At 60.4% G+C, this 25,225-nt stretch carries 24 protein-coding genes and 1 riboswitch; of the genes, 6 read left to right on the top strand and 18 right to left on the bottom strand.

The genetic code is table 11. The features are described from left to right. Positions 1-391: 391 nt before the first annotated feature. The 4 genes from ABYO54_RS00215 to ABYO54_RS00200 form a co-directional block, all read right to left on the bottom strand. Positions 392-808, bottom strand: a complete 417-nt coding sequence (locus ABYO54_RS00215) for a hotdog fold thioesterase (protein ID WP_372805731.1) — start codon at positions 806-808, stop codon at positions 392-394. A gap of 101 nt (positions 809-909) precedes the next feature. Beyond that, positions 910-1,389, bottom strand: a complete 480-nt coding sequence (locus tag ABYO54_RS00210) for a 2-oxoacid:acceptor oxidoreductase family protein (protein WP_372805730.1) — start codon at positions 1,387-1,389, stop codon at positions 910-912. Between the two features lie 13 nt (positions 1,390-1,402). After that, a complete protein-coding gene (locus ABYO54_RS00205) occupies positions 1,403-2,998 on the bottom strand; it encodes a thiamine pyrophosphate-dependent enzyme (protein WP_372805728.1) in 1,596 nt (531 codons plus the stop codon). After that, positions 2,988-3,401 carry an acyl-CoA thioesterase gene (locus ABYO54_RS00200; RefSeq protein ID WP_372805726.1) on the bottom strand — a complete coding sequence of 138 codons (414 nt, stop codon included), beginning with the start codon at positions 3,399-3,401 and terminating at the stop codon, positions 2,988-2,990. Before ABYO54_RS00200 ends, ABYO54_RS00205 begins: the two co-directional genes overlap by 11 nt. 392 nt (positions 3,402-3,793) lie before the next feature. On the opposite strand from ABYO54_RS00200, the gene ABYO54_RS00195 reads away from it, so the two are divergent. The 4 genes from ABYO54_RS00195 (at position 3,794) to ABYO54_RS00180 (ending at position 7,462) form a co-directional block, all read left to right on the top strand. Beyond that, positions 3,794-5,125, top strand: a complete 1,332-nt coding sequence (locus ABYO54_RS00195; RefSeq protein ID WP_372805724.1) for a phenylacetate--CoA ligase family protein — start codon at positions 3,794-3,796, stop codon at positions 5,123-5,125. Positions 5,126-5,284: 159 nt separating this feature from the next. After that, positions 5,285-5,518: a four helix bundle protein gene (locus tag ABYO54_RS00190; protein WP_372805737.1), complete on the top strand. Its 234-nt coding sequence runs from the start codon at positions 5,285-5,287 to the stop codon at positions 5,516-5,518. An 84-nt stretch (positions 5,519-5,602) separates the two neighbouring features. After that, positions 5,603-6,043, top strand: coding sequence for an ACT domain-containing protein (locus ABYO54_RS00185; protein ID WP_372805722.1), 441 nt, complete (start codon positions 5,603-5,605; stop codon positions 6,041-6,043). Positions 6,044-6,142: 99 nt separating this feature from the next. Then, on the top strand, positions 6,143-7,462 hold the full coding sequence (locus ABYO54_RS00180) for a phenylacetate--CoA ligase family protein (RefSeq protein WP_372805720.1): 1,320 nt from the start codon (positions 6,143-6,145) through the stop codon (positions 7,460-7,462). A gap of 84 nt (positions 7,463-7,546) precedes the next feature. Here the strand turns inward: ABYO54_RS00180 and nifS are convergent, their stop codons facing one another. From nifS to ABYO54_RS00120, 12 genes are all read right to left on the bottom strand, one after another. Beyond that, complete coding sequence (nifS, locus tag ABYO54_RS00175) at positions 7,547-8,713, bottom strand: cysteine desulfurase NifS (RefSeq protein WP_372805718.1); 1,167 nt, start codon at positions 8,711-8,713, stop codon at positions 7,547-7,549. A gap of 103 nt (positions 8,714-8,816) precedes the next feature. Continuing rightward, on the bottom strand, positions 8,817-9,647 hold the full coding sequence (gene nifU / locus ABYO54_RS00170; RefSeq protein ID WP_372805716.1) for a Fe-S cluster assembly protein NifU: 831 nt from the start codon (positions 9,645-9,647) through the stop codon (positions 8,817-8,819). Positions 9,648-9,749: 102 nt separating this feature from the next. Further along, a complete protein-coding gene (gene nadA, locus ABYO54_RS00165; RefSeq protein ID WP_372805714.1) occupies positions 9,750-10,655 on the bottom strand; it encodes a quinolinate synthase NadA in 906 nt (301 codons plus the stop codon). 169 nt (positions 10,656-10,824) lie between these two features. Beyond that, on the bottom strand, positions 10,825-10,947 hold the full coding sequence (locus ABYO54_RS00160; RefSeq protein WP_372805712.1) for a hypothetical protein: 123 nt from the start codon (positions 10,945-10,947) through the stop codon (positions 10,825-10,827). 95 nt (positions 10,948-11,042) lie between these two features. After that, positions 11,043-12,140, bottom strand: a complete 1,098-nt coding sequence (locus tag ABYO54_RS00155; protein WP_372805710.1) for a 6-phosphofructokinase — start codon at positions 12,138-12,140, stop codon at positions 11,043-11,045. Positions 12,141-12,241: 101 nt separating this feature from the next. Continuing rightward, positions 12,242-12,598 (bottom strand): hypothetical protein, encoded by a 357-nt coding sequence (locus ABYO54_RS00150; protein WP_372805708.1) that lies wholly within the window; start codon positions 12,596-12,598, stop codon positions 12,242-12,244. Positions 12,599-12,656: 58 nt separating this feature from the next. Then, positions 12,657-13,946, bottom strand: coding sequence for a 3-deoxy-D-manno-octulosonic acid transferase (locus tag ABYO54_RS00145; RefSeq protein WP_372805707.1), 1,290 nt, complete (start codon positions 13,944-13,946; stop codon positions 12,657-12,659). Positions 13,947-14,094: 148 nt separating this feature from the next. Next, positions 14,095-15,534 (bottom strand): adenosylhomocysteinase, encoded by a 1,440-nt coding sequence (gene ahcY, locus ABYO54_RS00140; protein ID WP_372805705.1) that lies wholly within the window; start codon positions 15,532-15,534, stop codon positions 14,095-14,097. 86 nt (positions 15,535-15,620) lie between these two features. Further along, positions 15,621-16,544: an ArsR/SmtB family transcription factor gene (locus tag ABYO54_RS00135; protein ID WP_372805703.1), complete on the bottom strand. Its 924-nt coding sequence runs from the start codon at positions 16,542-16,544 to the stop codon at positions 15,621-15,623. A gap of 234 nt (positions 16,545-16,778) precedes the next feature. Next, a complete protein-coding gene (gene ilvA, locus ABYO54_RS00130) occupies positions 16,779-18,014 on the bottom strand; it encodes a threonine ammonia-lyase (protein ID WP_372805735.1) in 1,236 nt (411 codons plus the stop codon). A gap of 73 nt (positions 18,015-18,087) precedes the next feature. Beyond that, a complete protein-coding gene (thiC, locus tag ABYO54_RS00125) occupies positions 18,088-19,698 on the bottom strand; it encodes a phosphomethylpyrimidine synthase ThiC (protein WP_372805701.1) in 1,611 nt (536 codons plus the stop codon). Between the two features lie 105 nt (positions 19,699-19,803). Further along, positions 19,804-19,897, bottom strand: a riboswitch (TPP riboswitch). A gap of 53 nt (positions 19,898-19,950) precedes the next feature. Further along, complete coding sequence (locus ABYO54_RS00120; RefSeq protein WP_372805700.1) at positions 19,951-20,928, bottom strand: N-acetylmuramoyl-L-alanine amidase; 978 nt, start codon at positions 20,926-20,928, stop codon at positions 19,951-19,953. Between the two features lie 74 nt (positions 20,929-21,002). On the opposite strand from ABYO54_RS00120, the gene ABYO54_RS00115 reads away from it, so the two are divergent. Continuing rightward, positions 21,003-22,007, top strand: a complete 1,005-nt coding sequence (locus ABYO54_RS00115) for a TrkA family potassium uptake protein (protein ID WP_372805698.1) — start codon at positions 21,003-21,005, stop codon at positions 22,005-22,007. A gap of 8 nt (positions 22,008-22,015) precedes the next feature. Next, on the top strand, positions 22,016-22,783 hold the full coding sequence (locus tag ABYO54_RS00110) for an alpha/beta hydrolase (RefSeq protein ID WP_372805696.1): 768 nt from the start codon (positions 22,016-22,018) through the stop codon (positions 22,781-22,783). 58 nt (positions 22,784-22,841) lie between these two features. Here ABYO54_RS00110 and ABYO54_RS00105 read toward each other — a convergent pair whose 3' ends face one another. Further along, positions 22,842-23,828, bottom strand: coding sequence for a CNNM domain-containing protein (locus tag ABYO54_RS00105; RefSeq protein WP_372805694.1), 987 nt, complete (start codon positions 23,826-23,828; stop codon positions 22,842-22,844). After that, positions 23,825-25,096 carry a hemolysin family protein gene (locus ABYO54_RS00100; protein ID WP_372805692.1) on the bottom strand — a complete coding sequence of 424 codons (1,272 nt, stop codon included), beginning with the start codon at positions 25,094-25,096 and terminating at the stop codon, positions 23,825-23,827. The genes ABYO54_RS00105 and ABYO54_RS00100 overlap by 4 nt, the downstream gene beginning before the upstream one ends. Between the last annotated feature and the right edge of the window lie 129 nt (positions 25,097-25,225).

Below are 25,225 nucleotides of genomic sequence, written 5' to 3'. Positions count from 1 at the left end.
TCGTTATCCTGCGGACTGTCTGTTTGTTTCCTGTTGCTCTCCACCCCGCATTACTGCGACGCAGTTACTCTCAACTACCGGCTTAGCAACTTCAGCCGGACTGGACTTTCGCCAGTAAGCCCAATGGACTCGAAGGCGCACACAGGAGCGCACCGGACGCGCCAATCTTAATCATACTTCTTTTTTTAGTAAAATATACTACCCGCAAAAAAGAACGATTTGGTCCAAGAAGATCCCGACGGACGGAATGCACCAACCAAAATCATACGCCGAACCGACAGCGGCCCGAGTGGACCGCCAACCGTTGCGTTGCATTTATGCGAAAAGAATCGCCGATTTGCCGCGCGGGCGATCGCCCGCCCAGGCAAGGCCGTTGGCGGCCTGGCGCCGCTTAGTCGCTATCGGGCAGTGGCGTGGAGGTTTTGTAGACGGTCGCGTTGTAGACGGCGATCTGATCGCCTGCGCGATTGGTGACCTTGATGCGGTAGTGTGCCAGGCGGCGGCTGGCGGAAACTTCCTTGGCTTTGGCAAAGAGCGTGTCGCCGAGCTTCGTGGCGTGGAAAACCTGGATGTTGCCGTTGGTCAGCAGCGCCACGTTGCCATAGGAATTGGAGGCGGCCGCCAGCGCAATGTCGGCCAACGCAAAGATGGAGCCGCCGTGGGCGACGCCCGCCGCGTTGAGATGCTGCTGATCGATCTTCAGTTCCGCCAAGGCCCGGCCCTCGCTGACCTCGGTCAGCTTCACGCCCAGCAAGTTGCCTAGCTGATCGTTCTCGCGAATCAGCTTCTTGATTTTTTCAACACTCATGCAAAACCTCCGGTGTAATGGGGGCGAAGGTCTCAATGTCAAAGGTCGAAAGTCAAGCAGACCTTGAACTTTCGACCTTCGAACGGTTGAGGGGCGTGCGGCTATTCCGCCGATTCGCCCCGGCCTAAAAGAAACGCTTTTTCATTTACGTCGACGAGACGCTCCGGGAACTGCCGGCGGATGGCCGCCATCCACTGCTCCACGGTGAAGTCCATGTGCTTGCTGAGCGCTCCGAGCAACGCGACGTTCAGCGCCCGCTTGTTGCCAAGCTGGTCGACATCGAAGTCCGACGGCTTCACCAGGACGCCGCCCGCTTTCAGGTGGTGCTTATTGGCATCGACCTGATCGTCGCCGAGCACGATCAAATAGTCGGCCTGGCCGACGGGAATCATGGGGCTGAGGACCTGGTCGCCGTAGCGGAGGTCGGAGGTGATGGCCCCGCCGCGCTGGCTCATGCCGTGCACTTCGGCCTTTTTCACATCGTAGCCGAGGTCGAACACCACACTTCCGAGAATATCGGTGCAGGTCAGGATCCCCTGCCCGCCCAACCCGGCGAATTTTACATTCGTTACTTTGCTCATTTTCAACTCTCCTTTAGCGAACCTTTTCGCCGCGTTCGAACTTGGCATCGCGCACGACGGCGAGAATGCAGGGGCGGCGAGCAATAACGACGGTGAGGTCGTCCGAAGCCATCGCGTCCGTCATGGTCTGCTCGAATTTTTCCATCTCGCGCGATGGATCGAGGATGACCACGCGATCGACGCCCATGGCCTCGCAGGTCGCTTCGAGCGACACCGCTTTTCCGGTCGGCTGATGGTCGAGCGTTTTGCCCGTTCCCGGATGTTCCTGCAATCCGGTCATGGCGGTGGTGCCGTTGTCGAGGATCACGACGATGTGCCCGGTTGCGGGGCGGTTGTAAACCATTTCGGCCACGCCCGTCAGACCGGAATGCATGAAGGTGGAGTCGCCGATCACACTGACGATCTTGCGCGCCTGCTCTTCGGGCAGCACGTGGCGCATGCCGAGGCCGATGCCGATGGAGCCGCCCATGCAGATGCAGGTATCCATGGTTTCGAACGGCGGCAGCACGCTGAGCGTGTAGCAACCGATGTCGCCCGTGATGGTGCAGCCCAGGTTCTTAAGCATCTGGAAGCTGGCGCGGTGCGGACAGCCGTCGCACAGTTGCGGGGGTTTGCCCTTCGGCGGTGCGGGTTCTTCGGAATCGTCGCCGTCGATGATCCGCTTGACGCGAACGACGTCCAGCTCGCCATAGCGGTAGCGCTCCATGCGCGGGCGCACCTTGCCGCCGGCGGCCTGCACTTCGGTCTGGATGAAGGGGTCGCCCTCTTCAACGATCAGGCAGTCTTCGACGGAATCGATGAATTCGTGAATGGTCTTCATCGGCAGCGGATAGACCATGCCGAGCTTGAGCACCTTGGCACCGGGGGCGGCTTCCTGCGCGTGCAGCGCGGAAACGCCGTTGGCGATGATGCCCAGCTTGGCGCCTTCGCCGAGCACCGGGTTCGGGCCTTCGGCACAGTTCCAGGTTTCCATCTCGGCCAGCTTGGAGCGCAGCCTTGTGTGCGCACGGCGGGCATAGGCCGGAATCATCACGCGCGCTTGGATGTCGCGCACATAGTTGGCCTTCGGAACGTCGATCGAATCGCCGGGGACCACAATGGTCTTGGAGTGGCAAACGCGGGTGCAGAGGCGCAGGATGACCGGTTGGTTCCATCGCTCGGAGATCTCGAAGGCGAGCTTGACCATGTCGTAGGCTTCCTGCGAGTCGGCGGGTTCGAGCATCGGAACCCCGGCGGCGCGGGCATAGTTTCGCGAATCCTGTTCGTTTTGCGAAGAGGCCATGCCGGGATCGTCGGCCACGGCCAGCACCATGCCGCCCGTCACACCCGTATAGGCCACCGTAAAGAGCGGATCGGCCGCGACGTTCAGGCCAACGTGCTTCATGGTAACCAGCGTGCGGGTGCCCGAAAAGGCCACGCCGATCCCGACTTCCAGCGCCACTTTTTCGTTGGGCGACCACTGCGCTCTGCAGCCGTCGAGCTTCGAATAGTTTTCCAGTATTTCGGTCGAAGGCGTTCCGGGATATCCCACGCCCAGAGCGCACCCGGCGTGCATGGCGCCCAGCGCCACGGCCTCGTTGCCGCTCATCAATCTGCGTTCATTGCTCATTGCTCTCTCCGTTAAGTAAATCTTCAAACCAGTCCGGAATCCGGATCGGTTTACCGGCGGGCGTGGTCAGCGCATGGATGGTGAATCCTTCCGCCACGGGCTTCCCGCAATCGGCCCTTGTGACGACCGTGGTGAATTTAAGGCGCGCGCGCCCTTCCCGCTCCATTTGCGTATCCAGGTTCAGCAGATCGTCATAGCCGGCGCGGCCGCGGAACTTCAGCCCGGACTCGACAATCGGCGCCATGACGCCTTCGGCCTCCCACTGCGCATAGGGCTTGCCCGCCGCGCGCAGCAGCTCGGAGCGCCCGACTTCCATCCACTCCAACAGGCGCGAGTTATAGAATGTCCCCATCCGGTCCGACTCGCTATAGCGTACCCTTAGTTGGTGTGTATGCCTGAACATCGTTTTCCCCACAGAAAATAAAAGGCACATCTAACCTGTTTTCAGGAAAGGTTTCAATCCCTTATGAATGCAGGACGCGAGCCGCACTATCACACGTTTAAACGTGTGGGAACCGCTTGGCCGTTTTACCTAAAATCGGGGCAACGCCGAGCCGTTCTATGAGTGCAGATCGACAATGCACCACATGCTCCCCCCTCTGAATGCCCTCCCCGCCTTTACGAAAAGCTCCGGACACGGGGAAAACTCGCGCCGACGAACGATTCCTCCGCAGGTTGTGCACGTCCATGATTCGCGGTGCACCCTTGATTTCATGTTCGGCTCAGCCTTGCTTCAATTGCTTAACTTCTGTAGATGTATTCAGTTCGTTTTAAACTCTAGAGAAAGGCAAACCCATGCACGCACAATGGAATGACCGGGAGAGTCTGGTCCACCCGGCCTCGGCCCCCGACTACATGCGGGAGGAACAGCTCCACGCCTTGCAGCTCCAGCGACTCCGCGCCATCACCCGGCACGCCTACGAAAACCAGGCCCTCTTCCGCGAGCGCATGGACGCGCGCGGCGTGAAGCCGGAAGATGTCCGGACGCTCGACGACATCCGCAAACTCCCCTTCACCCAGAAGACCGACCTGCGCGACACCTACCCCTACGGGCTTTTCGCCGTTCCAATGAACGAGGTGGTCCGCCTGCACGCGTCGTCGGGCACCACGGGCAAGCCGATCGTGGTGGCCTACACCGCCGAGGACATCGAGGTGTGGAAAGAGGCGATGGTCCGCACCTTTGCCTGCGCCGGGTTGCATAGCGGCGATATTATCCAGAACGCCTACGGCTACGGCCTCTTCACGGGCGGCCTGGGCGCGCACTACGGCGCGGAAGCCCTCGGCGCGACCGTCATTCCGATCTCCGGCGGAAACTCCGAGCGGCAGATCATGGTGATGCGCGACTTCGGCACCACCGCCATCTGCGCCACACCGAGCTATTTCCTGCATCTGATCGAATTTGCCGAAAAGATGGGGATCGACTGGAACGAGTTGCCGCTGCGCGTCGGCGTCTTCGGCGCGGAGCCGTGGAGCGACGAGATGCGCGAATACATCGAAGGCAAGACCGGCATCAAGGCCTACGACATCTACGGCCTCTCCGAAATCATCGGCCCAGGCGTCGGCATGGCCTGCGAAAAGCAAGAAGGCCTGCATATCTTCGAGGACCACTTCATGATCGAAATCGTCGATCCGGTCACCGACGAACCGATGCCCGACGGCGAAGAAGGCGAACTGATCATCACCACGCTGAGCAAGAAGGCCATGCCGGTCATGCGCTACCGCACGCACGACATCACCAGCATCATCGCCGAGCCGTGCGGCTGCGGCCGAACCATCCGCCGCATCAACCGAATCGCGCGCCGCTCCGACGACATGTTCATCATCCGCGGCGTCAACGTCTTCCCGTCGCAGGTGGAAGCCGCCCTGCTGAAGGTGGAAGAAACGCTGCCCCACTACCAGATCGTCCTCTCCCGCCACGGCGGCATGGACCAGATGGAGGTGCAGGTCGAGGTTACTGCGGAAACGTTCAGCGATACCGTCCGCGGCGTCGAAGCCGTCCACAAGCAGTTGTCCGATGCCATCGCCCACATCCTCGGCATCCGCGTCAAGCTCACCCTCGTCCAGCCCAACACCATCGAACGTTCGATGGGCAAAGCCAAACGCGTCATCGATAACAGGAAATCCTAAAGTCCAATATCTAAATCCTAAACAAATCCAAAAAAGGAAAAAGTTAAATGGACAAAAGCTACGACCTCGAGGAGCGGACCTATTTGTTTGCCAAGGATGTGAGGTCGTTTGTGCGGACTGTGCAAAAAGATATTGCCAACATTGAAGACGGGGAAACAGGTGGTTCGGTCTTCCGGGTCGGTCGCAGCAAATTATATCGAAGCGAACGAAGCACTGAGCAAAAAGGATTTCCTGATGCGGGTGAAGATTTGCCGCAAGGAGGCCAAGGAATCCAAACTTTGGCTACGGTTGATCAAAGCGGACGACCTCGAAGATGACCGAGCGAAGCTGGAACAGGAAGCGCACGAGCTGACGTGCATCTTTGGCGCGATCATCACGAAGTCGGGTGCTTGAGTTTTGGAGTTTTGAATTGGGTTTTAGAATTTGTTTGGGATTTAGAGCTTAGGATTTAGATATTCACTACCGAAGGGAGTCATCATGAAATTGAAACAGCTTTCCGTTTTTCTGGAAAACAAGCCGGGGCGTCTGCGCGAGCTTTGCGGGCTGTTGGCCGAAAACGGCATCAACATCATTACCTTGTCGCTGGCCGACACCGAGCAGTTCGGCATCCTGCGCCTGATCGTGAAAGACTACGAGCAGGCCAAGAAACTGCTGGAAGCAAAGGGCTTCGTCGCCAAGCTCACCGACGTGATCGCGGTCGAAGTCAACGACCAGCCCGGCGGACTCAGCGAGATTCTGGCCATTGAAGAGGCCTCGGGCATCAGCGTGGAATACATGTATGCCTTCGTGATCAAAAGCGGCGAAAAGGCCGTGCTCCTCTTCCGCTTCGACGACATGGACAAAGCCGTGGCCGCCCTTCGGCAAGCCCATCTGCCCATCCTCGACAGCGTCGAGCTCTACCAGCGCGCCGAAGCCTAGTTAGCTAAAACAGAAGTCCGCAAAGAACGCGAAGCCATCCAGCGGAAGACTTCCTTTGCGGCCTTTGCGGTCTTCTGTTGAAAAAATCGGAAGTTTAACATGAGCACGTTTGTTGTCGAAAACCGGATCTGGGACCAGGCCGAGACATTGCCGCGCGGCGAGCTGGCGGCGCTGCAAGGCGCGAAGCTGGCGGAGACGGTGGAGCGGGTACAACGTATACCGTTCTATCAGCGAAAGTTTGCCGAAGCGGGCATTTCGCCGGGCCAGATCAAATCGGTGGACGACCTCCAGCGCCTGCCCTTCACGACCAAGGCCGACCTGCGCGAGGAATATCCACTGGGCATGCTGGCGGTCGATCGCGCGGACGTGGCGCGCTACCACGGCTCGTCCGGCACCACGGGCAAGCCGACGATGGTGGCCTACACCCGAAACGACCTGAACACCTGGGCGAATCTGTGCGCACGCTTCCTGACGGGCGGCGGACTGCTGCCGGAACACAGCGTGCAGATCGCCTTCGGCTACGGCCTTTTCACGGGCGGCTTCGGGTTGCACTACGGCGTCGAGCGCGTCGGAGCTTCCGTCATTCCGGCGGCGGCGGGCAACACGCCGAAACAGATCATGCTGATGTTGGACATGCAGGTGGACGCCCTCGTCTGCACGCCGAGCTATGCGCTGAACATTTCCGAGTTCATCATCCAGAACGACATTCCGCGCAACGCGCTCAACCTGAAATACGCCCACTTCGGCGGCGAGCCGTGGACCGAGGATATGCGCACGCGCATCGAAGACGAACTCGGCATCCTCTGCTTCAACAACTATGGCCTCAGCGAAGTCATCGGCCCGGGCGTCAGCGGCGAGTGCGCCGTGCGCGACGGCATGCATATTTCCGAGGACGCCTTTATGGTCGAGTGCATCAACCCCGAAACGCTCGAGCCGGTTGCGCCCGGCGAAGAGGGCGAACTGGTCTTCACCTCGTTGTGCAAGGAAGCCATGCCGATCATCCGCTACCGCACGCGCGACATCGCCTCGCTCAATCCCGAGCCCTGCGCCTGCGGCCGCACCTCGGTGCGCATGAGCCGCGTTACCGGGCGCTCGGACGACATGCTGATCATCAAGGGCGTCAACGTCTATCCCTCGCAGATCGAGCAGGCGCTCCTGCGCGTCGAGGGCACCGCCCCGCACTACCGGATCGAAGTCGACCGCCCCGACCGCAAGGACGTTGCAACCGTCAAGGTCGAGATGACCGAGGACCGCTTCAGCCCCAGCGTCAAGGAGATGCAGGAGCTCAAGGACAAGATCGACCGCGCCATCCAAGGCATCACGGGCCTGCGGATGAACATCGAACTGGTCTCGCCCAACTCGCTCGAACGATTCGTCGGCAAGGCCCAGCGCGTGATCGATCACCGGAAAAAGGGGTAGGTCTTAAACAGAAGCGCGCAAAGGTGGCCCGATCAACCATCCTTCGCGCGCGTTGCGCTCTTCTGCTAAATCCCTCAGCAGCGGTTAGTCGTTCGCGAAGGGCGAAAGCTCGCGCAGGCGCTTGATGATCGGCGGGAGCTTTTCGAGGACGTAGTCGACGTCCTCATCGGTGTTGTAGCGGCTGAAACTGAAGCGGATCGAACCGTGCAACATCGAACGCGGCACATCCATTGCGCGCAACACGTGCGAAGGCTCCAGCGAGCCGGACGCGCAAGCCGAGCCGGTGGAGGCGCAGATGCCGACGTCGTCGAGCATCAGCAGAATGGCTTCGCCTTCGACATATTCGAAACTGATGTTGGTCGTGTTCGGCAGGCGCTCCGCCCCGCCGCCGTTGACGTGCGCGCCCTTGCAGGAGGCCAGGATCCCGGCTTCGAGGCGGTCGCGCAGCTTGCGCTCGTGCAGCGCATCTTTTTGCATGTTTTCCATCGCCATTTCGCAGGCCTTTCCGAGGCCGACGATGTAGGGCACGTTTTCGGTTCCGGCGCGACGTCCACGTTCCTGGTGCCCGCCCATGATATGGGGCGTGACCTTCGTGCCGCGGCGGGCGTAGAGCGCGCCGATGCCCTTGGGCGCATGCAGTTTGTGGCCGGAAATGGAGAGCAGATCGACTGGCGCATCCTTGACCGAAATCGGCAGCTTGCCGGCAATCTGCACGGCGTCGGTATGGAACACGCCCCCGCCCTGCTTGACGATGCTGCCAATGGCCGGGATCGGGAAGATAACGCCCGTCTCGTTGTTGGCCCACATGATCGAGGCAACCGTTTTCTTGCCGGACATCGACAGCTCCAGCACCTGGTTCAGGTCGAGGCTGCCCTTGGCGTCAACCTCCAAGGTCGAAAGGCGGAAGCCCTTGTCTTCCAGATAGTGGCACGGGCCGAGGACGGCGGCGTGCTCGACGCGGGTGGTGATGATATGCGGATGGCCGCCCATGGCATCGACCGCGCCGCGGATCGCCATGTTGTCGGACTCCGAGCCGCAGCTGGTAAAAATGATTTCGTTGGGATGCTCGGCCCCGATCAAGGCCGCGACCTTCTCGCGCGCTTCGTCGAGCGCCTTTTTCACATTGCCGCCGAACGCGTGCATGCTGGAGGGATTGCCCCAGTGCTCGGTAAAATACGGAAGCATCGCCTCCGTCACTTCAGGCGCAACGGCGGTGGTGGCATTGTTATCTACGTAAACCGATTTATTCATTTCCTATCCTTTGCAGATCAATTGACAAAATGATTTAGGACAAAATGATTCTATGCGGACGGAGGAAAATCATTTTGTCCATCATCATTTTGTCGAAAAGAGTCTAAACCGCTTCCACCACGATGTCTTCCGAGATGGCTTCGCGCAGTTGGCTTTCGACGACGTCCTTGAGGGTGACGGACGAGACCGGGCAGCTGACGCAGGCTCCGACAAACTTAACGAGGACGTGGTCGCCGTCCACGTCGTGCAGTTCGAGGTCGCCGCCATCGCGCCGCAGAATCGGGCGCACCTGGCGATCGATGGTTTCTTCGATCAGCTTGATCTTCTGGAGCTGGGTCAGCTTCGGCTTGCTTTCGGTCTTCGTTTTTTCCTCGCCGATCACCTTGCCGATGATCGCCTCGATCTCGGGGATGCACTGGCCGCACCCGCCGCCGGCCTTGATGGCATCGGTGACTTCCTCGGCGCTCGTAAGCTGGTGTTCACGGACCGCTTTCTCGATCTCCTTGTCGGTGGCGCCGAAACAGTGGCAGATCACCTCGCCGTCGAGCTTGCGGTCGAGCGTCTTGCCCGTGCGGTAGTTGTAGATGGCGGCCTCGAGCGCCTCGCGGCCCATCACGGAACAGTGGACCTTCTGCTTCGGCAGATCGCCGAGATATTCGATGATCTCCTTGTTCGTGATTTCCTCGGCCTCTTCGATCGTCTTGCCGATCAGCATTTCGGTGAGGGCCGAAGACGAAGCAATGGCGCTGGCGCAACCGAAGGTCTGGAACTTGGCTTCGCAAATCTTCTTTTCGCCGTCGAGCTTGAACGTCAACCGCAGGGCGTCGCCGCAGGCGAGCGATCCGGCCAGTCCGTCGCCGTCGGGGTTTTCCACCGCACCGACATTGCGCGGATTCCTGAAGTGATCGTTAACCTTATCCGTGTATTCCCACATACGTTTTCCTGCCTAATCCTTTTAACACCCGCTTCGCTCAAGAACGCAAAGTTCGCCAAGCGGGTCGATTTTAATGGCCGTTGCGGCCTTCTGTTCACAAATTTAGCTTAACTCCAACATCGCCTCGATGGATCGGCGCGCCTTGTTGGCCGTTTCCTCGGGAACGGTGATCCGGTACTGCAGGTCTTCGAGCGCCCAGAGTATTTTTTCCAAATCGATCTTTTTCATATTCGGGCAGAGGGCGCGCTCGCTGACGGCATAGAATTTCTTGTCGGGGTTCTCGTTCCGCAGGCGGTAGAGGATTCCCATCTCCGTTGCGACGATAAACTCCTTTTCGTCCGATTCTCTGGCGTGCGTACACATCTGGCCGGTGGATAGCAGGTAGTCTGCCAAGTCGCGGATCGGCAGCGGGCACTCGGGGTGCGCCATCACCTTGGCGTTCGGGTGGTCTTGCTTTTCCCGCATGATATCGACATCGCGGATGCGCGAGTGGGTCGGGCAGTAGCCGTCCCAGATAATCATCTCGCGACCGAGCTCCTTCTGGACATAGTGCCCCAGGTGCGTATCCGGCACGAAAATGATCTCTTTGTCCGCCGGAACCGACGCCACGATCGCCATGGCATTGGACGACGTGCAGCAGAGATCGCACTCGGCCTTCACGGCGGCGGAGCTGTTGACATAGCAGATCACCACGGCACCGGGATGCTCGGCCTTCTTGGCGCGAAGTTGTTCGGCGGTAATCATATCCGCCATCGGGCACCCGGCGAATTGATCGGGCAGCAGGATGGTCTTTTCAGGGCTCAGGATGGCGGCGGTCTCGGCCATGAAGTGGACGCCGCAGAAGACGATCACGTCCTCTTCGAGCTCGGCGGCCTTGCGGCTCAGCTCCAGCGAGTCGCCGGTAAAGTCGGCAATGGCCTGAACCTCGTCCGGCTGGTAGTTGTGGGCGATAATGATCGCCCCGCGCTTGCGCTTCAATTCTTGGATTTTCTCTTCGATCGTTTGCATGGGAACTCCTTGAAAAGCGGCGTATATAAAACCAAGACCGCTTCAAAAACAAAACAAAAGGATAATGGATCGGTCCTATTGGCCCGGCCCAATCGCTACACGGTTGTAGCGAATCGGCTTCCGTCGGTAATTTTCGTCGAAAAAAAGGCCGATGATCCGATAGGTGAAATCAGCTTTTAATTTTTTTGGGTTTGCAGACCTTGTCCTTTTTCTTGACCACGGCTCCGCACTTTGAACATTCGAACTTGCCGTCGGCATTGCTCTTCTTCGGTTTGTCTTTTTTGCATCCCATGGATTTGTCCTCCAAGTAAGGGAATTCCGGAATCGCGGTGGCTGGATCCGAGTTGCGGCCCGGAGGCGGCAAGCATCCCACCCCGCCGCAACCCATCATTCCTTGAATTCGATCTTATCGCCGAGGCAGGTATCCACCAAGGCGGCGGTTTTGAGCCAAGGATGGTTCGGCGGCACCACCTTGGTATGCCCGGCCACCTCCGCGAGCGGGACGGCCACGCAGTCGTTCCCGTTGATCCCCACCATCACATTGTAAACGCCGTCGTGCAGCAGCTCGCCCGCCTTGGTTCCAAGCCGGGTAGAAAGCAGACGATCGGTCGCCGTCGGCGATCCGCCGCGCTGGACATGCCCCAACGAGGTGTAGCGGACTTCGATCCCCGCCGCCTGCTGGATTTCCCGCGCAACGCGGCTGGCCACCGGTTCCTGGATCAACCCTTCGACTTCCTCCTGCGGTTGCGCTCGCTCCGCCCGATTCTTGTCGTTTTTAGGGACCGCGCCCTCGGCTACGGCAATGATGGAAAACCGTTTGTTGTGATGGCGCCGCTCCACCAGATGCGCCACCACATGTTCGAGATCGTACGGGATTTCAGGCAGCAGGATCACGTCCGCCCCGCCCGCAATGCCCGCGCCCAGCGCCAGCCAGCCGGCCTTGTGGCCCATGATTTCGCAGACGATCGCCCGGTGGTGGCTGCTGGCCGTCGTATGCAGGCGGTCGATCGCCTCGGTTGCAATCGCCATCGAGGAGTCGAACCCGAAGGTGATATCGGTGCCGGCCACGTCGTTATCGATGGTCTTGGGCAGCGTGAGCACATCCAGCCCCGCTTCGTGCAGGCGCATGGCGTTCTTCTGCGTTCCGTTGCCCCCAAGGCAGACGAGACAGTCGATGTGGTTTTTGCGGGCGTTGGCGATGGCGACCTCGGTCATATCCATCTCGGTTCCCCCCATCGGCATCTTGTGCGGCTTGTCGCGGCTCGACCCCAGAAAGGTGCCGCCGGTGGTCAGGATGCCGGAAACATGCTTGTCTTCGAGCATCATCATCCGGTTTTCCACCAACCCGCGAAACCCGTCCAAAATACCGATCACCTTGGTACCCTGCCCCTGCGCGGCCTTGGCCACGCCGCGTATCGCCGCATTCAGCCCCGGGCAGTCTCCGCCCGAGGTCAAAATCCCGATCGTCTTCGTTTTCGTTTCCATCCCGATCTCCGACTGTTTTTGTACTAATTCATCCGCCGTGCCGCGAGCCCAAAGATTAAAAACAAAAAGCCCCGAAAAACGGGGCAAAGCGTGGTGCGAACCTATTGCGCGGGGGCGGCAGCATCGGTCTGGGCCGGGATGCCCGCGCGTGCGCCCGCCCCCTCGATCTTCTGTTCTTCGATGCGGACCATATGCTCGAGAATGACGAACTGCCATATGGCGACGATGATCAGCATTGCAACAAAGACAATGCCAATGCTGATCCAGATCGCTTTTTCATTGCTCGATTTCCGCCAAAGGTGCAGGAGGCGGCGCAGACCGGAGTTCTTGCTGCGGCGCTTGCGGGAATGGTCGTCGAACGCCCGCTTCGAAGCGCTGCGGCGCCGGCGTTTTTTTTCGGGAGGCTTGTTGCCAAAAGGCAACGGTTCGCGCTGTTTGTAGATGTCGGTATTTGGCATAACTTCCTGCTTTGTTAAAAGATCGCAAAAATTAACTCAATCCCCCCGGCGCGTCCAACTATTCCCCACCCAAAAGCTCGACGGTTCGCTCGATGACGCCCAGATTGCCGGCAACCACGCCGCCGGCGCGGCGGCCGAGCTCGGCCCGTTCCGCCGGATGTTCCAGCAGTTGCCCGATCGCCTCCTCCAGGGCCGCCGCGTCCGGAACCTGCCGGATTGCGCCGGCCTGGAGGAACTCGGGCATGACCGCCGGGAAGTTTTCCATATTGGGGCCCACCACGACCGCCTTGCCGTAGAGGGCGGGCTCGATCGGGTTCTGCCCGCCGTGCTCGTGCAGGCTCTTGCCCACGAAAATGAGGTCGGCAACGGAGTAGAAGTTCCGCAGCTCGCCCGTGGTATCGACGAAAAGGAGATCGGGGGCTTTGGCACCGTCAAACGCCGCCGCCTCGCTCCTGCGCACGAAGGAAAGTCCCTGCTCCTCGAAACAAGCCTCCACCTCGTCGCGGCGCTCGACATGGCGCGGCACGACGATAAGGAACAGGTTGGGATTGGCCGCGCGCAACCGCTTGTAGATTTCGCAAAGCGTCTGCTCTTCGCCGGGCCAGGTCGAACCGCCCAGCAGCACCACCGCATCGGCCGGAACCCGGATCTTTTGCATCACGCCCTGCGCCACTTGTTCGCCTGCGGGGTCGCGCTGGGCAACGTCGAACTTGACCGTTCCCATGCGGTGGACATGCTCTTTCGGCGCACCGATCCCGATCATGCGCTCCGCATCGAGATCGCCCTGCACGCAGATCGGATCGATCCGGCGAAGCACATCGGCCGTGAGCGATTTGAGCTTGCGGTAGCCCTTGTAGGACCGCTCCGACATCCGCCCGTTCACCAGCGAAACCGGAATACCCCGGTTGTCGGCCAACCGGATCAGGTTGGGCCAAAACTCGCCCTCGACCAACACGATCCGTTCGGGATTCACGATGCCTAGCACCTTTTTTATGACGGCCGGCAGATCGACCGGGAAATAAAACAGAACGTCGCGTTCGTCGATCTCCTTGCGCCCGATGGCATGCGCCGTCGACGTGGTCGTACTCAGCGCAAAATACGCGTCCGGATGGCGTGCGCGATAGGCCTTGATGAAACGGAGCGCCACGTAGATTTCGCCGACGCTGACCGCATGCACCCAGATCCGCCTTTTTTCGCGCAGTCGCGCCTTGGTCTGCGTACCGAAATGGCCGACGCGTTGCTCGAAATGCTCCCAATAGCCCCCGCGGCGAACCATCCGCGTCAGGAACTTCGGCAGCATGAATAGAAACACCACCGGGAACAACAAATTATATACAATCCAAAGCATCGGGGCATCATACGGAAATCCATGCCCAACAAAACCAAAATGACTCCGCAAAACGGCGCCGCGGGCGACGCCGCCCCCGCCCCGACGAAAGGCAGGCAAACAGGCCTGCCTTTCGCTTTATTGGGGAGCGTCTACTCCCGCGCCCAACCTAGTAGCGGTAGTGATCGGGCTTGAACGGACCGGTCTTCGGGATGCCGAGATAGTTCGCCTGCTTGGCGGTCAGCGTATCGAGCTTGACGCCGATCTTTTCGAGATGCAGGCGGGCGACCTCCTCGTCGAGGATCTTCGGCAGCGTGTAGACGCCGATCGGATACTTGCCGGGGTTGCAGTAGAGCTCCATCTGGGCCAGCACCTGGTTGGTGAAGCTGTTGGACATCACGAAGCTCGGATGACCCGTTGCGCAACCGAGGTTCACCAGACGGCCTTCGGCCAGCAGGATGATGCTGTTGCCCTTCGGCATGGTGATCTTGTCGACCTGCGGCTTGATGTTGGTCCACTGGTATTTCTTCATTTTCTCGACCTGGATCTCGGAATCGAAGTGGCCGATGTTGCAGACGATCGCCATGTCCTTCATCTGCTTCATGTGTTTTTCGGTGATCACGTCGCAGTTGCCCGTGGTGGTCACGAAGAGATCGCCGATCTGTACGGCCCGGTCCATGGTCATGACTTCATACCCTTCCATCGCGGCCTGAAGCGCGCAGATCGGGTCGATTTCGGTCACGACAACGCGGGCGCCCTGCCCAACCAGCGACTGGGCGCAGCCCTTGCCGACATCGCCGTAGCCCGCAACGACCGCCACCTTGCCGGAAAGCATTACGTCGGTGGCGCGCATGATGGAGTCGACCAGCGAGTGGCGGCAGCCGTAGAGGTTGTCGAACTTCGACTTGGTGACCGAATCGTTGACGTTGAAGGCCGGGAAAAGGAGCTCGCCCTTTGCGGCCAGCTGATAGAGACGATGCACGCCCGTGGTGGTTTCTTCGGAAACGCCGAGGATATCCTTGGCGATGCGCGAGAAACGGTTCGGATCCTTCTTCAGCGCCTTTTTCAGCTGCGCGTAGAAAACGGCTTCTTCCGCGCTGCCGGGTTTCTTGTCGAGAATGGACGGATCCTGCTCGGCCTTGAAGCCCACCTGCACGAACATGGTGGCGTCGCCGCCGTCGTCGAGGATCACGTTCGGGCCGAGGCCATCGCCCCAGTCGAGAATACGGTCGGTGTATTCCCAATATTCCTCCAGCGTCTCGCCCTTGACGGCAAAGACCGGCGTGCCCGTTTTGGCAATCGCCGCGGCGGCGTGGTCCTGGGTGGAAAAGATGTTGCAGCTTGCCCAGCGCACTTTCGCGCCGAGTTCCTGCAGGGTTTCGATCAGCATGGCGGTCTGGATCGTCATGTGGAGCGATCCGGTAATGCGCGCGCCCTTGAGCGGCTTCTCCTTGCCGTACTTTTCGCGCAGCGCCATCAGCCCCGGCATTTCATATTCCGCCAGCCCCATCTCCTTGCGGCCGAATTCCGCCAGCTTGATATCCGCAATAACGCAATCCAATTCCCGTTTCTTCGCGGCTTTTTTCGCCGTCTTCTTTTTACCCGCCATGGCAAGTACTCCTGTGTGGTTAATTTTCAGCACGTTGGTCGCAAAGGAAGCGATGGTTCATCCCGCCGGCCTCGCGAACTTCTTTTTTAAATTTTGCTCCCGACAACGATCAATACGGAAAGGTCGGGCGTGGCCCCGGGAAGCGAATCGATCACGCTGGGGTCAATGCCCGCACCGTGCAGCCACTCGCGAATCTCGATCGGATCGAAACCGAGCCACTGGTCGGCCCACTCCTCGCGCGCCCACTCGTGTTCGTGCCGGACGAGATCGAGAATCACCAGCTTGCCGCCGGTCTTCAAGCCGCCGGCGGCGGATCGAACCACCTGCTCCGGACTCGAGGTGTGGTGCAGCGCCTGGCTCAAAAAAACCGCATCGAACTCCGGTTCGGCGAACCGCAGTTCCTCCAGGATTCCGACCCGCAGCTCCAACCGATCCGACAGGCCGCTCTCGGCCGCCTTTTCGGCCACCAGCTTGAGCATTTTGCCCGATTGGTCGACCGCGACGACCTTGGCCGCAAAGCGCGCGAGCAAAAGCGCCAAGGCCCCTTCGCCGCAACCGAGATCGGCAACCATCTGCCCCTCGAACCCGGCGGCCAGCCCGGCGGCCAGCGCCTGCCAGCCCCCGCCCGGCTCGGTGAGCGAACCATAGCGCCCGGCAATTTGATCGAAAAACTCGCGGCTCTTCTTGCGCCGGATATCCAACACCCGCTCAACGGCCGCCTCATCGCGGTTGGCCACCGGAATATCCTTCAGCCGTTCATTGAGGATCTGCGCAAACGCCGCATCGCGGAACAGCTCGCCGCGGTTGTAGAAAACCGATGTGCCGTCGCGTCGCGACGAGACCAGCCCCGCCTCGCGCATCGGCTTCAGGTGGCGGCTAACGGTCGACTGCGGCATTTCCAGCGCCTGCACCAGCTCCGCCACCGAAAGTTCCGCTTGGTCGACCGACCGCAGAATCCGCAAGCGGCCCTCATCGGCCAGCGCTTTGAAAATGTCAAGAATCTCACCCATTATCCATATATCCGAATTTGCGGATAAAAGGCTATTTCCCCCCGGATTGTCAACGCCGGCGAACAAAAAAGAGACCCCGCCCCAATCCATCCCGCCCGTTCCGGCTCCGGGGCCGCCGCCCACACTTGCGCAAGTGTGGGCCTGCAAGCCGATGGCCGCGGCGGTTTTGGAAAGAAGGAGGCCCCGGAAGCTGGCTGGGGGAACATGCAACCGACGGCAGGGCCGCCGCGCGGCTCAATCCTCGGAAGGCTTCCAGTGGGACCGGAAGACTTCGTAGCCGGCAACCCGCAGCTGCGACTCGATCTCGGCGATGTGCTGCCGGTTTCTGGTTTCGATGGTGAAGGAAACGTTGACCTCGCCGACGGGGACGTCTTTCGAGTAGCGGTGCTGATAAACCTCGAGAATGTTTGCCCCGGCTTTCCGAATGATGCCGAGCACCTTTTCAAGCGCGCCGGGCGAATCTTTCAGCGGCGTGGAAAACTGCGCAATGCGTCCGCCGAACTCGAGGCCCCGATCGATGATGCGCGAAAGCATGGTGATGTCGATATTGCCGCCCGAAACGACGGAGACGACCTTCTTGCCCGCCACGCCGCCGATTTTTTTGTTCAGCAGCGCCGCAACGGCCACCGCGCCCGCGCCCTCGACGACGACCTTTTCGTATTCGAGCAGCATCAGGATGGCATTGGAAATCTCATCGTCGGTGACCGTCACGATCTCATCGACATAGCCGCGGCACAGCGCAAACGTGTTCTCGCTCACCCGCTTGACCGCAATTCCGTCGGCAATCGTATTGGTTCCGACGAGCGTTTGCACCGCGCCGGCGGCGAGGGAATCCTTCATGCAGGCGAACCCTTCCACCTCGACCCCGATCACCTTCACGTCGGGGCGGACGCGCTTGACATAGGCGCCGATGCCGGCAATCAGTCCGCCGCCGCCGATGGGAACAACGATGGCATCGAGGTCGGCGCCAAGCTCATGATCGAGCACTTCGATGGCGATGGTCCCCTGCCCGGCGATAACCCAGGGATCGGCGAAGGGATGGACGTAGACCAAGCCCTGCCGGTGTTCGAGCTCGCGGGAAAGGGCATAGGCGTCGTCGTAGGAGGTGCCGTGCAGAATCACTTCCGCCCCCCAGAACTGGACGCCGGTCACCTTGACCAACGGGGTGGACTCGGGCATGACGATCACCGCCCGAATCCCCATCCGGTGCGCGTGGTAGGCCACGCCCTGGGCGTGGTTCCCCGCGCTCGCGGCGATGATGCCGCGCTTCTTTTCCTCTTCCGAAAGCTGCAGCAGCCGGTTGAGGGCGCCGCGTTCCTTGAACGCGCCGCTCATCTGCTGGGTCTCCATTTTGAGCAACATGTCGCACCCGGCCAGATCGGAAAACACCTGCGCCCGCCGCAACGGCGTCTCGATGACATTGCCTTTGACGTTTTCGTACGCTTGCTCGATATCGATTTTGGAAACCATCACTACGCCTTCCTTTCCACGGATAAGATCCGGAGCCACGCGGCTCCGGCGGGGAGCGCCTTCCAAGGCCGGATCAGGAGTTTCTGATCTCGGCGGAGATGCGCATGGAGCAATATTGCTCGCCGCACATGGAGCAGTAGTGCTGGTCGGTCTTGTCGCGCTCTTCGGGCGGAAGCGAGGCCAAACGGTATTCCTTCGCCCGCAGCGGATCGAAGGTGAGATTGAACTGGTCGACCCAGCGGAATTCGCCGCGGGCCTTGCGCATCGCTTCGTCGCGGTCCATCGCGCCGGAAACGCCCTTGGCGAGGTCGGCGGCGTGGGCGGCGATTTTGTGGACGATCACGCCCTCCTTCACATCGTCGCGGTTCGGCAGGCCGAGGTGCTCCTTGGGCGTCACGTAGCAGAGCATGGCCGTGCCGTGCCAGCCGATCACCGCGCCGCCGATGGCGGAGGTGATGTGGTCGTAGCCCGCCGCAATGTCGGTGACCAGCGGTCCGAGGGTGTAGAACGGCGCTTCGAAACAATCTTCGAGTTGCTTGTCCATGTTGGCCTTGATCTTGTCGAGCGGCACGTGTCCGGGGCCTTCGATCATGACCTGGCAGCCGTATTCCCAGGCAATCTTGGTCAGCTCGCCGAGGGTCTTGAGCTCGGAAAACTGGGCTTCGTCGTTGGCATCGGCGATGCAGCCGGGGCGCATGCCGTCGCCCAGCGAGAAGGTGATGTCGTAGGCGCGCATGATTTCGCAGATTTCGCGGAAGTGGGTGTAGAGGAAGTTTTCCTGGTCGTTGTCGACCATCCACTTGGCCATGATGGATCCGCCGCGGCTGACGATGCCGAGCTTGCGCACCTTGGCCGCGGGAATATCTTTCTTCAGGACGCCGGCGTGGATGGTGAAATAGTCGATCCCCTGCTCGGCCTGTTCGATGAGCGTGTCGCGGTAGAGTTCCCAGCAGAGGCCGTCGGCGTTGTCGTCGATCTTCTTGAGGGCCTGGTAGAGCGGCACCGTTCCGATGGGCGTCGGCGCGTTGCGGACAATCCATTCGCGGGTGTCGTGGATGTCGGCCCCGGTGGAGAGGTCCATCACGGTATCGGCGCCCCACAGCGTGGCCCACTGCATCTTTTCGACTTCCTCTTCGATGGAGGAACCCAGCGCGGAATTGCCGATGTTGGCGTTGATTTTGGTGCGGAACTTCCGGCCGATGATCATCGGTTCGGCTTCGGGGTGGTTGATGTTCAGCGGAATCACGGCGCGCCCGGCGGCGACTTCGGCGCGGACGAATTCGGGCTCGACCATTTCGCGGATGGCCACGAATTCCATTTCGGGGGTGACGATGCCCTTTTGGGCATAGGACATCTGGGTAACGGACTGCCCCGGCTTGGCGCGGAGCGGTTGGCGCCGCAGGCCTTTGAAGGCCTTTTCCGAGTTGGAAAGAATATCGACGCCGGAAGCATGCACCTCGACATCGCCGCGCTCGGCGATCCAGTTTTCGCGAATGGCGGGCAGGCCCTGCTTCAGGTCGGGCTCGTAGGAGGAGTCGGTGTAGGGACCGCTGACGTCGTAGACGGGCAGATCCTCGTTGTCGCCGTGCAGCTTGATCGTGCGGAAGGGAACCCGGATATCCGGGCGCGATCCTTCCACGTACGTTTTTTCAGACCGGGGAAAATATTTGCCGTAACCACTCATAATTCAGTTATCCGTTATCAGTTATTCGTTGTTGGTTCAAAAACCCGGAAGGGAAAACCAATTAACCGTTGACCAAAACAGATAACTGCTTTCGAGGCGAAAGCCGAAGGAACAGCTTCGCTTCCCTTCGCGGCATGACCCGCACAGGTTCCAAGGGTTGGAATCTCAGACAGCACCGCCGTCTCCCCTAGCGAACAAGGGAGCACGCTACTCAATCAGCGTAGGGTTGCAAGCCATAATCGGGAGAAATCCCTATTTCCGGCTGCGGCGGGCGAGGGTGAAATAGGCCAGAACGCCGCTGGCGATGCCGCGGGCGCAGGCCTCGCGGTAATTGGCCGTGTTGAGCAACGCCTCTTCTTCGGGATTGGTCAGGAAGCCGCATTCCACCAGCGCCGCCGGGCACGGGGCATTCTTCAGAACGGAATAGCGGGCCCGGCGCAGGCCGCGGTCGTTGCGCTTGGTGGCCTTGACGAGGTTGCCCTGCAGATTGAAGCCCAGCACCGCATTGGCGGCATCGAAGGAGTTGTTTTTCATGGCGAACGTGTCGCCGGGCTGGCCGTAGTGGTTGCTCGAATCGGCTCCCTCGACCGTCATGATGAAGGTTTCCACCCCGTGGGCACTGGAATCGCCGGCGCCATCGGCATGGATGCTCACGAAAAGGTCGGCGCCCACGCTGGCGGCATAGTCGGTTCGCTGCTGGAGCGAGGGGATGATGTCGGTCGAACGCGTCAGGCGCACCTGGATGCGTTTGGCCTCGAGCTGGGCCTTGACGCGCAGGGCAATGTCGAGCACCACCTGCTTTTCGCGGATGTTCGTCCGGGGCCCGGTTGCGCCGGGGTCGCTGCCGCCGTGGCCGGGATCGAGCACCACCACCTTGGGCGTGCGCTTCTCGAGATAGGCATAGGAGCGCATGATGCAGTCGATGCCCTTCTTGAAATCCGCCTCGCGAATGGCCCACTCCTTGCCGGACAGGCGGCAGGGATGATGCAACCAGACCATGATGCCGTTGATCCATGCGCGGCGGCTGTTGGTCTCGATTTCGATGGTGTTGTACTTGTTTTTCAACACGCAATTCTTGCCCGACATGGACATCTTCATGGTGTAGAGCCGCGCGATATAGCTGAGCGAAACCGTCCCGGTGGGCGACTTTGCCTCAACGGGCTTCGTGCTTCCGCACCCCGCAAGTAGGACCGTGTTGAAGAGAAAAAGCTTTCTGGTAATCGGATGCATAAAACCTCGAAATCAAGCTACTAAAAAAGATTTAGGTTTGGAAAGAGCCGATTCAATCCGTTTTAATGGCGGGCATGTCGTACAAAGGAATCAACGGACAGCTGGTCGAGGGTTTGCGCAGAGGACTGACGGCTGTGGGGATCGTGCTATTCATTGGCACGGCCGGCTACCGTTTCATCGAGGGGTGGAACTGGATCGACAGTTTCTACATGACCGTCATCACCGTCACCACGGTCGGCCTAAACGAAGTCCATCCGCCCTCGGACGCCGGAAAAATTTTCACGACCTTTCTGTGCGTCGGGGGGGTTGCCGTGATGGTCTACTGCCTGGCGCGCATCGCCGAATTCATGTTCCAACGCAGCATCGGCAACGTTTTTGGGAGAAGATCGATGATGAAAAAAATCAGCCAGATGAAAAACCACGCCATTATTTGCGGCTATGGCCGTACCGGGATGCAGGTCGTGGCCGAACTGCAGGCCGCCCACATGCCGTTTGTGGTGATCGAGGAAAACGCGGAACAGGCCAAGCGCATGGCGGAGCTGGAAATCCCCCACATCCTGGGCGACGCCACCGAAGAGGAGCCCCTCGAAGCCGCCCAGATCGGCCAGGCCGACTCGCTGGTCGCCGCGCTCGACACCGATGCGGAAAACCTGTTTCTGACGCTGACCGCGAGCGGGCTCAGCAAAAAGCTGCGCATCATTGCCCGCGTACACGACCCCGACAACTCCCGCAAGTTCCGCAAGGCGGGGGCGCACCGCGTGGTTTCGCCCATCTCGACCGGCGCGAACCAGATTGCCCAGCTGCTGACGCGCCCGTCGGTGGTCGACCTCATCGAATTGGTCACGAACGACAAGAGCATCGCCCTGCAGGTTTTCGAGCATACCGTCGACGAAGGGAACGACATGCTCGGCAAAACGCTTTCCGAGGCCCGCGTCCGGCAGACGCTCGGTTCCATGGTCATCGCCGTGAAGCACCGCGACGGCACCACCGCCTTCGATCCCGGCCCGCAAACCCGGCTCAACCTCGGCGACACCCTCGTGGCCATCCGACAAACCGAAGAGGGCGGAAAATTGCTATAGGAGCGCGCATGGCCTTGCTGGAAATGAATTTCGACTCGCAGGTGCTCGGGCTTTCGCTCGGCGCCAACATCATTGTGCCGGAGCATCCCGCCGCCTGGCAGGAACCGCCCGCGGTGCTCTATCTGCTGCATGGGCTTTCGGACGACAACACCATCTGGTGCCGCCGCACGGCGATCGAGCGCTACGCCAACCGCTACAACCTGGCCATCGTCATGCCGGACGCCTACAAGAGTTTTTACTCCGACATGAAGCACGGCTCCGACTACTGGACCTTCTTCGCCGACGAGCTGCCGATGCTGGTCCGGCGTTGGTTCAAGTTCTCGGAGGATCCGAAGCGCACCTTCATTGCGGGCATCTCGATGGGCGGATACGGCGCGATCAAGCTGGCGCTGGGCCGCCCGGGACAATACGCCGCCGCCGCCTCGCTCTCCGGCGCGCTCGACCTGGCCGCGCACGTTCACGACGAATGGGACGAGTGCCGGCTCCGCACCTTCCGGGCCGCATTCGGTTCGATGGAACTCATTTCCGGGTCAGCCAACGACCTCATCGGCCAGTTGCGGAAGCTCGACACCGTCCCCGACACCGCGTTCTACGTCTGTTGCGGCACCGAAGACTTCCTGTATCGGGATTCCGTCACCTTCCGCGACCTCGCCACCGAAAAGGGACTGCACCTCACCTACGAAGAGGCCGTGGCCGCCCACAAATGGGACTACTGGGACCGCTCCATCCAGCGCGTCCTCGAATGGCTCCCGCTCGAAGACCTTGCCCAACCATAAAAGGCTGCTTCGCCCGGACACGGAGCCCCTCGGCTCCGACCGGCCGGAATCGGCGGCGCTATTTCATGGCGATGTAGCGGGCGATGTCTTCGAGCTGGACGAAGCCGACGGGATGGCCGTGCGCATCGACGACGACGGCACAGTGGTGGTGGTTGCGGCGCAAGCGGTAGAACACCGACTTCAGATTGCGGTTTTCCTGCAATTTCAGCACGTCCTCGGCGAAGGGCCGCAGCCGATCCCCGTCCCCGAGCTTGCGGTTGACCACGGTGAACAGCGAAACCAAACCGATGGCGGAATGCTTGTCCATCAGAATGGCTTGGCTGGTATCGCGGCCCGAAACGAGCTGCTTGAAGTCCGCAACCGTGGCGTGGCCGGGCAACGTCGGCACTTTCTTGAACGGGATCATCATCATGCTGACGGGGACTTCGTGCATCGAGGTCACATTGTCCACCATACGGCTTTGATCCGACGAGATGACCCCCTCTTTCTCGCTCGTGGAAAAATATTCGCGCAATGCGTCGGAGGAGAGGCGGTGGAGATCGCGGCCGGGATCCTTTTCGAGCCCGTGCGTCAGGATGCGGAAGAGTTCCTTCAGCGGCCAGGTGAAGGGATAGAAGAGCCAAACGAGGGCCCGAAGCAACCCGGAAAGGCGATACATCAGCGAATCGGCCTTTTTGCGGAAGAGGTTTTTCGGACCGACCTCGGCAAACAGGAAGAGCGGGAACATCAGCGTCAGGGTCGCGGCGGTTTCGGCGTTCCACGGAATGAAACCGAACAGGCGGCCGCCCGACGCCATTCCCCCGGCGAGGTAGGCATCGGTCACTTCCTTGGAAAGCAGGAAGACCGCGATGTTGTTGCCGATCAAGACCGTGAAAATGAAGATATGGGGGTTCCGCAGCAGCTTGGAGAGCAGCAGGGCCGACGGGTTGCGCTCGCGCTCGCGCTGGCGCAGGCGGATGCGGTTGATCATGTAGCTTCCGGTTTCGACCCCCGAAAAAAGGGCGGAAAAGAGGAACCCGGCGAGAATGATGAAAAGGGTGGTCATGCGGCGCCTCCCTCTCCGTTGGTCGAAAGGTCGAGCACGACGGATTCGATCCGGCGCGAGCGGACCTGCTCGACCGTAAAGCGCAGGTTGCCCAGCTTGGCGACATCGCCCGGCGAAGGCATCCGCTTGAGCAGGGAAACCACCAGTCCGCTCAGCGTATCGAGCGCCAGGTCGCGCGTGGCTTCGTCGGGCAAAAACCCGACGAACAGACTGCGCCACTCGCGGATTCCAAGGTTGCCGGGCAACCGGTACTTCGATTCGCCGAGCTGTTCGATGGCGGGAACATCCAAGACATGGAATTCGCCGACGACCTCTTCCAGCAGATCCTCGAGCACCACGGTTCCGGCAAGCCCGCCGTATTCATCGACCACGCAGACCATGCGGTGGCCGCCCGACAGGAACTCGCGCAACATTTCGTCGGCGCGCTTGGCCTCCGGCACAAAAGAGACCGGATTGGCAAAAAAGGCCAGCGCCCGATTGGGATCGTCGTTCACGAACAGATCCCGGACATCGACCACCCCGACAATGTTGTCCTCGTCCCCCTCGTAGATGGGGATCAACTCGATTTCCTGCATCGCGGCTTCGGCCAGCGCCTCGCCCGCCGGGGCATCGGCCCGGCGGAACATCTGCTGGACGCGCGGCACCATCAGTTCCCGCACCCGGATCTCGGGCAAATTGACGATATCCTCGACAATCGCCTTTTCCTGCAGGCCGAACGTCGGATCGTGCCGGGTGGCGTCGATGAGCATTTTGAGTTCGTCGGCATCGAGCTTTTCGTCGTGCGCCTCGGCGGGCTCCATCTGCTTGGTGATTAGCTCCAGGACCAGCCGCACCGGCCCCAGAAAATGGAACCAGCCCAACAAGGGGGCGGACCCCACCCTTACGACCTTGCGGGGAAACGTGATCCCGATCGCCTTGGGAACGATTTCCCCGGCCAGAATCACCACGCCGAGCACGACGAAGCCCACGACGGCCTGCCACCAGTCGCCATAACGCGCGGCGACATCCAGCGCAAAAACGGAGCTCATGCAAAAGAAAAGGATGTTCACCACCAGATTGCCGAAGAGGATGGCAATCAACAGGCCCGACGGGTTTTCGGTCAGCAAAGCCAGCAGCCGCTCCACCCGGTGCCCGTGCGCCCGCAGATCCTTCACCTGTTCGCGGCTCAATGAAAAAAGGGCCGTTTCCGTTCCGGAAAAAAACGCCGAGGAGAACAGCAGGAAAACCATGATGGCCAACGATAAAATATGGTCTGAAAGAATATCCAAGTCGGTAAATCCTTATTTAGGAGCCGCGATTAAACCCGCCCGGCGCTCCGAATGGAAGCCCGGATGCAAGCAATCCAACCCTCCGCCCCGATTTTTCCCGCCGGGGGGGAACTTTCCGCTTCAAAATAT

The sequence above is a fragment of the Pontiella sp. genome (genome assembly GCF_041622395.1).
GTDB lineage: Bacteria > Verrucomicrobiota > Kiritimatiellia > Kiritimatiellales > Pontiellaceae > Pontiella.
The sequence above is the reverse complement of the archived record's forward strand: the minus strand, read 5'-3'. Positions and strand labels throughout refer to the sequence as shown.

Excerpts from the sequence above, each read along its gene's own strand:
- ABYO54_RS00180 (WP_372805720.1), top strand. The coding sequence starts at position 6,143 with ATGAGCACGTTTGTTGTCGAAAACCGGATCTGGGACCAGGCCGAGACA.
- ABYO54_RS00210 (WP_372805730.1), bottom strand. The coding sequence starts at position 1,389 with ATGAGCAAAGTAACGAATGTAAAATTCGCCGGGTTGGGCGGGCAGGGG.
- ilvA (WP_372805735.1), bottom strand. The coding sequence starts at position 18,014 with ATGGTTTCCAAAATCGATATCGAGCAAGCGTACGAAAACGTCAAAGGC.
- ABYO54_RS00105 (WP_372805694.1), bottom strand. The coding sequence starts at position 23,828 with ATGACCACCCTTTTCATCATTCTCGCCGGGTTCCTCTTTTCCGCCCTT.
- ABYO54_RS00150 (WP_372805708.1), bottom strand. The coding sequence starts at position 12,598 with ATGCCAAATACCGACATCTACAAACAGCGCGAACCGTTGCCTTTTGGC.
- ABYO54_RS00110 (WP_372805696.1), top strand. The coding sequence starts at position 22,016 with ATGGCCTTGCTGGAAATGAATTTCGACTCGCAGGTGCTCGGGCTTTCG.
- nifS (WP_372805718.1), bottom strand. The coding sequence starts at position 8,713 with ATGAATAAATCGGTTTACGTAGATAACAATGCCACCACCGCCGTTGCG.
- ABYO54_RS00115 (WP_372805698.1), top strand. The coding sequence starts at position 21,003 with ATGTCGTACAAAGGAATCAACGGACAGCTGGTCGAGGGTTTGCGCAGA.
- ABYO54_RS00145 (WP_372805707.1), bottom strand. The coding sequence starts at position 13,946 with ATGCTTTGGATTGTATATAATTTGTTGTTCCCGGTGGTGTTTCTATTC.
- ABYO54_RS00120 (WP_372805700.1), bottom strand. The coding sequence starts at position 20,928 with ATGCATCCGATTACCAGAAAGCTTTTTCTCTTCAACACGGTCCTACTT.
- ABYO54_RS00205 (WP_372805728.1), bottom strand. The coding sequence starts at position 2,998 with ATGAGCAATGAACGCAGATTGATGAGCGGCAACGAGGCCGTGGCGCTG.
- ABYO54_RS00160 (WP_372805712.1), bottom strand. The coding sequence starts at position 10,947 with ATGGGATGCAAAAAAGACAAACCGAAGAAGAGCAATGCCGACGGCAAG.
- ABYO54_RS00215 (WP_372805731.1), bottom strand. The coding sequence starts at position 808 with ATGAGTGTTGAAAAAATCAAGAAGCTGATTCGCGAGAACGATCAGCTA.
- ABYO54_RS00155 (WP_372805710.1), bottom strand. The coding sequence starts at position 12,140 with ATGGAAACGAAAACGAAGACGATCGGGATTTTGACCTCGGGCGGAGAC.
- nifU (WP_372805716.1), bottom strand. The coding sequence starts at position 9,647 with ATGTGGGAATACACGGATAAGGTTAACGATCACTTCAGGAATCCGCGC.
- nadA (WP_372805714.1), bottom strand. The coding sequence starts at position 10,655 with ATGCAAACGATCGAAGAGAAAATCCAAGAATTGAAGCGCAAGCGCGGG.
- ABYO54_RS00200 (WP_372805726.1), bottom strand. The coding sequence starts at position 3,401 with ATGTTCAGGCATACACACCAACTAAGGGTACGCTATAGCGAGTCGGAC.
- ABYO54_RS00195 (WP_372805724.1), top strand. The coding sequence starts at position 3,794 with ATGCACGCACAATGGAATGACCGGGAGAGTCTGGTCCACCCGGCCTCG.
- ahcY (WP_372805705.1), bottom strand. The coding sequence starts at position 15,534 with ATGGCGGGTAAAAAGAAGACGGCGAAAAAAGCCGCGAAGAAACGGGAA.
- ABYO54_RS00135 (WP_372805703.1), bottom strand. The coding sequence starts at position 16,544 with ATGGGTGAGATTCTTGACATTTTCAAAGCGCTGGCCGATGAGGGCCGC.
- thiC (WP_372805701.1), bottom strand. The coding sequence starts at position 19,698 with ATGAGTGGTTACGGCAAATATTTTCCCCGGTCTGAAAAAACGTACGTG.
- ABYO54_RS00185 (WP_372805722.1), top strand. The coding sequence starts at position 5,603 with ATGAAATTGAAACAGCTTTCCGTTTTTCTGGAAAACAAGCCGGGGCGT.